Raw genomic sequence first — 5,682 nt, 5'->3', positions numbered from 1 at the left:
CAGTCGTCCGGGAAAGGGGAGGGGCTTGGCAGACCGGGCTGGCGCCGAGCATGACCCGGGCGCTTCTTGACCGGCTGCCGCAGCCACTCCGCCAACTTGGTGAAGCGCGGCCTCGCCCCGCCCCGGACCGCGATCGCCACCGCCTTCGATTGGGCCACCAGCACCACCAGCCGCTTGCCCCGCGTCACGCCCGTGTAGAGCAGGTTGCGGGCGAGCATCGTGTAGTGCTGCATCGCCACCGGGATCACCACGGCGGGGTATTCCGAGCCTTGCGACTTGTGGATCGTGACGGCGTAGGCGGGGCTCAGGGCATCGAGCTCGCCGAAGGGCCAGGTCACCTCGCGCAAAGTCGCCTCGGGTCCGTCGAAGCCCGCGACCAGCACCTCCTCCTCGGGATCGACCCGCAGCACCACCCCGAGATCGCCGTTGAAGACCTCGCGGTCGTAGTCGTTCTGGCCCACCATCACCCGGTCGCCGGGGGCGAAGACCCAGCCGAAGCGCTCGACCGAGACGGCCGGGTTCGGGTTCAGCACCCGCTGGAGCGCCTGGTTGAGGTGGCGGCTCCCCAAGGCGCCGCGGGTCATCGGGCAGAGCACCTGCACGTCCTTGACCGGGTCGAGGCCGAAGCGGCGCGGGATGCGGCGGGTGACGATCTCGACGAGCTTCTCGGCCCCGGCCTCGGGATCGTCGATCTTCACCACGAAGAAGTCGCCGTCCGGCGTGTCGGCGCCTTCCGGCATCTGCCCGGCATTGATCCGGTGGGCGCCCGTGACGATCCGGCTCTCGGCGGCCTGGCGGAAGACCTCCGTGAGGCGCGCCACCGCGATGCGACCCGAGGCGATCACGTCGGCCAGCACCCGGCCGGGCCCGACGGAGGGGAGCTGGTCGACGTCGCCGACGAGCCAGAGGGCGGCGTGGCGCGGCAGGGCCCGGGTGAGGGCGTTCATCAGCGGCACGTCGATCATCGAGGCCTCGTCCAGCACCAGGAGGTCGCAGGCGAGGGGGGAATGCTCGTTCCTCTGGAAGCCGCCGTGGTGCGGATCGATCTCGAGCAGGCGGTGGATGGTCCTGGCCTCGCGCCCGGTCTGCTCGGTCATCCGCTTGGCGGCCCGGCCCGTGGGGGCGGCGAGCAGCACCGCGGCCCCCGCCGCATCGAGCATGCGCAGGAGCGCGTCGAGCGTGCTGGTCTTGCCGACGCCGGGCCCGCCGGTCATCACCGCGACCTTGGCGGCGAGCAGCGTCGCGGCGGCCGCGGCCTGCGAGGGCGAGAGCGGCCGGCCGGTCTCGCCTTCCACCTTGGCGAGGGCCGCGCCCACATCGATCGCGTCCCACGGCAGGGGGGCGTCGTCGAGGGCGATCAGCCGCTCGGCGATCGCGGATTCCGCCGCGTGCAGGCCGCGCAGGAACAGGTGCGGCACGTCCTGGATCGTGTCCATCACCACCGACTCGCCGCCGATCTCCTCGACGAGGGCGGTGCGCAGCAGGCTCGCATCGACCGCCAGCAGTTCGGCGGCGCGGGCGATCAGGTCCGGCACCGGCAGGGCGCAGTGGCCGTCATCCATCGCCGCCTGGAGCGCGTAGGCGAGGCCGGCGCGCAGGCGCTCGGGTGCCGTCGGCAGGAGGCCGAGCTTGCCCGCGATGGCGTCGGCCGTGCGAAAGCCGATGCCGCGCACGTCGCGGGCCAGCCGATAGGGGTCCTCGGTCATGACCTGGACCGACTCGGTGCCGTAAGTCTTGAAGATCCTGACCGCCCGGGCGGTGCCGACGCCGTGGGCGTGCAGGAAGACCATGATCTCCCGCACCGCCTTGTGCTCGGCAAAAGCCGCCGTGATCCGCGCGGCGCGGGTCGGGCCGATGCCCGGCACCTCGGTCAGGCGCTCGGGCGCCGCCTCGATCACCGCGAAGGTGTCGGCACCGAAGGCCGCGACGATGCGCTTGGCCATCTCCGGGCCGATGCCGCGCATCTGGCCCGAGGCGAGGTAGCGGCCGATACCCTCGATTCCGGTGGGCGGCGTCGCCGCGAGCGTATCGGCGCGGAACTGCAGGCCGTGCTCACGGTCGCTGACCCAGGCGCCGGTCGCGGTCACCCACTCGCCCGCCGCCACCGCGGGCGCGTGACCGATCACTGCCACGAGGTCGCGCCGGCCCCGCGCCTTGACCTTCAGGACGCAGAACCCGCTTTCGGCATTGTGGAAGGTGACGCGCTCGATCGACCCGGCGAGGGCGTCGGTCGGGCGGGAGGAGGACGGAGGAGCGGGGCGGGCCATCGGCCCCCGTGAGATCGGAAGGGAGGGAGGGCCCCGCAAGGGTGAGGACCTCGCCCGAGGAGGCCTATCCCTGCCGCTCGAAGATCAGGTTCAGCCGCGTCTGAGCGATGCGGCGGTAGCCGTGCTGGGTGAGGAGCGCCGAGAGATCGGTCTGCCACAGGTCGGTGCCGTCCTCGATGACGAGGAGGCGCGGCAGCAGGGCCGGGGGCGCCTGGCGCAGGAACGGCTCGAGGATCAGGTCCTCGGCGCCCTCGACGTCGAGCTTGACCGCGTCGATGCGGGTCAGGCCCTCGCCGCGCACGAGGTCGAGGAGCGGCACCGCCGGCACCCGGATCGAGGCGCCCTCGTTGGTGCCCACGACCTTCAGGCTCGACTCGCCGCGGTTGCGGGGATCGACGAACAGGGTCATCTCGCCGGCCTTGTCGGCCACCGCGCAGGCCACCGCCTTGATCGAACCGAACGGGTTCTGGGCGATGTTGAAGGCGAGCTTGTCGAAGATGTCGGGCTGGGGCTCGACCGCCAGGATCCGCGCGCCGGGCCCGGCGAGCGCCGCCACGAACAGCGCGTAGGCGCCGACATTCGCCCCGATATCGAGGAAGACGCAGTCCGGCCCGATGCGGGCGGCCAGGAGCTTGCGCTCCAGCGGATCGAAGAACTGCGGGGTGAAGAGCACCTTCTTCTCGCAGTTGTTGTTGTAGGGGTGCAGGCGCATCCGCGCGCCGTAGCGCTCGACGTCGAGGGGCCGGCCGCGCAGGAGCCGGATGGCGGTGCGGCGCAGGAGCAGGGCGAGGCGCCGGGCGCCCCAGTGGTCGTCGGGCAGGCGCTCGGTGCGCGAGAGGATCCAGCGCACGAGCCCGGCGGGCGCGTAGGTGCCGAAGGGGTGGGTTGCCTGTGTCATCGTGCCGGGTTCGGGCCGCGGGCGGCCGCCCCGCGCGGGGCGCGGGGCTGGTGGAAACGGTCGGCGCCCCTCATGCCACCCGGTCGGGCGGGCGGCAATGATCGGGGTCGGGCCGGGATCGGGGTCAGGCGAGAGGGCCGGGGATCGCCCGCTCGGCCTCGAGGGTCAGCCGCTCCTCGTGCCGGCGCACGAACAGCCACAACGCGATGCCGCCGAACACCACGACGGCGAGGAGCCCGAGGCCGATCGGGCCGGCGATGTGCTCGATCGAGCGGCCGCCCCAGTAGGCGCCGAAACCCATGAGCGAGGCCCAGGCGATGCCCCCGGCGGCGTTGAACAGGAAGAAGCGGCGGGCGTCGAACTGGTTCACTCCGGCGAGCAGGGCCGCGTAGGCGCGCAGCATCGCGGTGAAGCGCCCGAAGAACACGATCTTGCCGCCGTGGCGCCGGAAGAGATACTGGCCGAGCTTGAGCCGGCGGTGGTCGAGGGCGATCTTGGACCCGTGCCGGAGCAGCAGCGGCATGCCCCAGCGCCGGCCGACCCAGTAGCCGAAATTGTCGCCGATGATCGCCGCGAGGGACGCCGCCAGCACCACGAGGCCGATGTTCAGCCGGCCGGTGGAGCCCGCATAGACGGCGGCCGAGATCAGGGCGGTCTCGCCCGGCATCGGCACGCCGGCGCTCTCCAGGGTGATGACGACGAAGATCGCCCAGTACCCGTATTGCGAGATCAGGTCGGCGACCGGCAGGTCGTGGAGGAAGTGCATCGTTTCGTAACCGTGGACGATCGGGGCGGGGCGGCGGCGTGCCGCGCCCCATGATGGAGACATCCGTGGGCGGGTTTAAGCGAGGGGATCGTGGCCCTTCGAGGGCGGTCCCACCGGGGCAACGCTCGGGTGGCGTTCAGCAATCGTGACGCAACATCGCCGTCGTACTGGCGACGCATTGCCGTGCGGACTTGAGCCCGGGGCGTTCGCGAGCGGCGGGCGCACCGCTTCGGAGGCGACGTGCCGCAGGCCGCCGACGCACGGCCCGTACGACATGAAGGGTGTCGGGGCAGCGTGCCGCGCAGGTACTGGACAGTCGTGTGTTGGGGTGAGTCCGGGTAATCCAGGTCGATGAACGAATTGTCTCCCATCCGGACCGACGATGCCGTCGAGTCGCCGCGCCGTCGGCGGGGCCGCGGGCCGCTCTGGCTCCTGGTGCTGCTGGCGCTCGCCGCCGGCGGCTACTGGGCCTATCGCACCTATCTCCCCGACGGCTTCCGGAAGGCCGAGACGCAGCAGGCCGGCACCGGCCGGCGCGGCGGGCGCCGCGGCGCGGGCGGGGAGGGGCCGCAGGCGGTCGGTATCGCCACCGTCCAGAAGGGCGACATGCCGGTGGTGCTCTCGGGGCTCGGCACCGTGACGCCGCTCGCCACCGTGACGATCCGCTCGCAGGTGAGCGGCTACCTGACCCAGATCGGCTTTCGCGAGGGCCAGACCGTCAAGGCCGGCGACTTCCTGGCCCAGATCGACGTGCGCCCCTACGAGGCGCTCCTCGCCCAGTACCAGGGCCAGCTCCTGCGCGACCAGGCCTTGTTGCAGAATGCGCGCCTGGATCTGGCCCGCTACCAGACCCTGAACCGGCAGGATTCGATCTCGAAGCAGAACGTCGATACGCAGGCCGCGACCGTCAAGCAGTACGAGGGCGTGGTCGCCTCCGACCAGGCCCAGATCGACCAGCAGAAGCTCAACATCAGCTACGGCCGCATCACCGCGCCGGTTGAGGGCCGGGTGGGCCTGCGCCAGATCGACCAGGGCAACTACGTCACCGCCGCCTCGACCGGCATCGTCGTCGTCACCCAGCTCCACCCGATCTCGGTGATCTTTACCCTGCCGGAGACCGTGCTGTCGCGGGTGATGGACCGCCTGCGGGCCGGCGCCACCCTGCCGGTGCGGGTCTTCGACCGCTCGGACACGACCGAGATCGCGAAGGGCAACCTCGACACCGTCGACAACCAGATCGACGTCACCACCGGCACGGTCAAGCTGCGGGCGCTGTTCCCGAACAAGGACGACCGGCTGTTTCCCAACCAGTTCGTCAACGCCCGGCTCGACGTCGACACGGTGCGCGACGCCGCGCTGGTGCCGGCCGCCGCCGTGCTGCGGGGCACGCCGGGCACCTACGTCTATCTGCTGACGGGCGAGGACAAGGTCGCGGTGCGCCCGATCGAGATCGGCGAGAGCGACGGCGTGCGCACCGTCGTCACCAAGGGTCTCGCCGTCGGCGACCGGGTGGTGGTGGATGGGACCGACCGGCTGAAGGACGGGGCACAGGTGCGGGTAACCGGCGGGCGGCCCGAGACGACGGCCGGGCCCGAGGCGGCGAAGCCGACGGAGGGGGAGGGCGCTGCGGCCCAGCCGAAGCCGGAGGGGCAGCGCCAGGAAGGCCAGCGTCCCGAGGGCGAACGCCCGCATCGCCGCCGGCAGCAGAGCCAGAACCCGTGATGACGTGGCACGCCGCTATGAACCCTCCC

Annotated in this window: 4 protein-coding genes; 1 reads left to right on the top strand and 3 read right to left on the bottom strand. The window is 71.9% G+C overall.

Going from position 1 to position 5,682, the window contains the following annotated elements; translation table 11 throughout:
• The 3 genes from recD2 to QR78_RS27355 form a co-directional block, all read right to left on the bottom strand.
• Positions 1–2,267 (bottom strand): SF1B family DNA helicase RecD2 (gene recD2 / locus QR78_RS27365; protein ID WP_048461192.1); only part of this gene is annotated, 2,267 nt, incomplete at its 3' end.
• Positions 2,268–2,331: 64 nt separating this feature from the next.
• The gene (locus tag QR78_RS27360) at positions 2,332–3,165 is read right to left on the bottom strand and encodes an FkbM family methyltransferase (protein WP_048430770.1); all 834 of its coding nucleotides are present in this window, start codon (positions 3,163–3,165) and stop codon (positions 2,332–2,334) included.
• A 124-nt stretch (positions 3,166–3,289) separates the two neighbouring features.
• A complete protein-coding gene (locus QR78_RS27355) occupies positions 3,290–3,931 on the bottom strand; it encodes a DedA family protein (RefSeq protein WP_048430769.1) in 642 nt (213 codons plus the stop codon).
• Positions 3,932–4,282: 351 nt separating this feature from the next.
• Between QR78_RS27355 and QR78_RS27350 the strand changes: the two genes are divergently transcribed.
• Entirely contained in the window at positions 4,283–5,653 is a 1,371-nt protein-coding gene (locus QR78_RS27350) for an MdtA/MuxA family multidrug efflux RND transporter periplasmic adaptor subunit (RefSeq protein WP_048430768.1), read from the top strand.
• Positions 5,654–5,682: the final 29 nt, after the last annotated feature.

Source organism: Methylobacterium indicum (assembly GCF_001043895.1).
Lineage (GTDB): Bacteria > Pseudomonadota > Alphaproteobacteria > Rhizobiales > Beijerinckiaceae > Methylobacterium > Methylobacterium indicum.
The sequence above is the reverse complement of the archived record's forward strand: the minus strand, read 5'-3'. Positions and strand labels throughout refer to the sequence as shown.

What these genes read in the sequence shown, in the direction of transcription:
- QR78_RS27355 (WP_048430769.1), bottom strand. Translation starts at nt 3,931, where the DNA reads ATGCACTTCCTCCACGACCTGCCGGTCGCCGACCTGATCTCGCAATAC.
- QR78_RS27360 (WP_048430770.1), bottom strand. Translation starts at nt 3,165, where the DNA reads ATGACACAGGCAACCCACCCCTTCGGCACCTACGCGCCCGCCGGGCTC.
- QR78_RS27350 (WP_048430768.1), top strand. Translation starts at nt 4,283, where the DNA reads ATGAACGAATTGTCTCCCATCCGGACCGACGATGCCGTCGAGTCGCCG.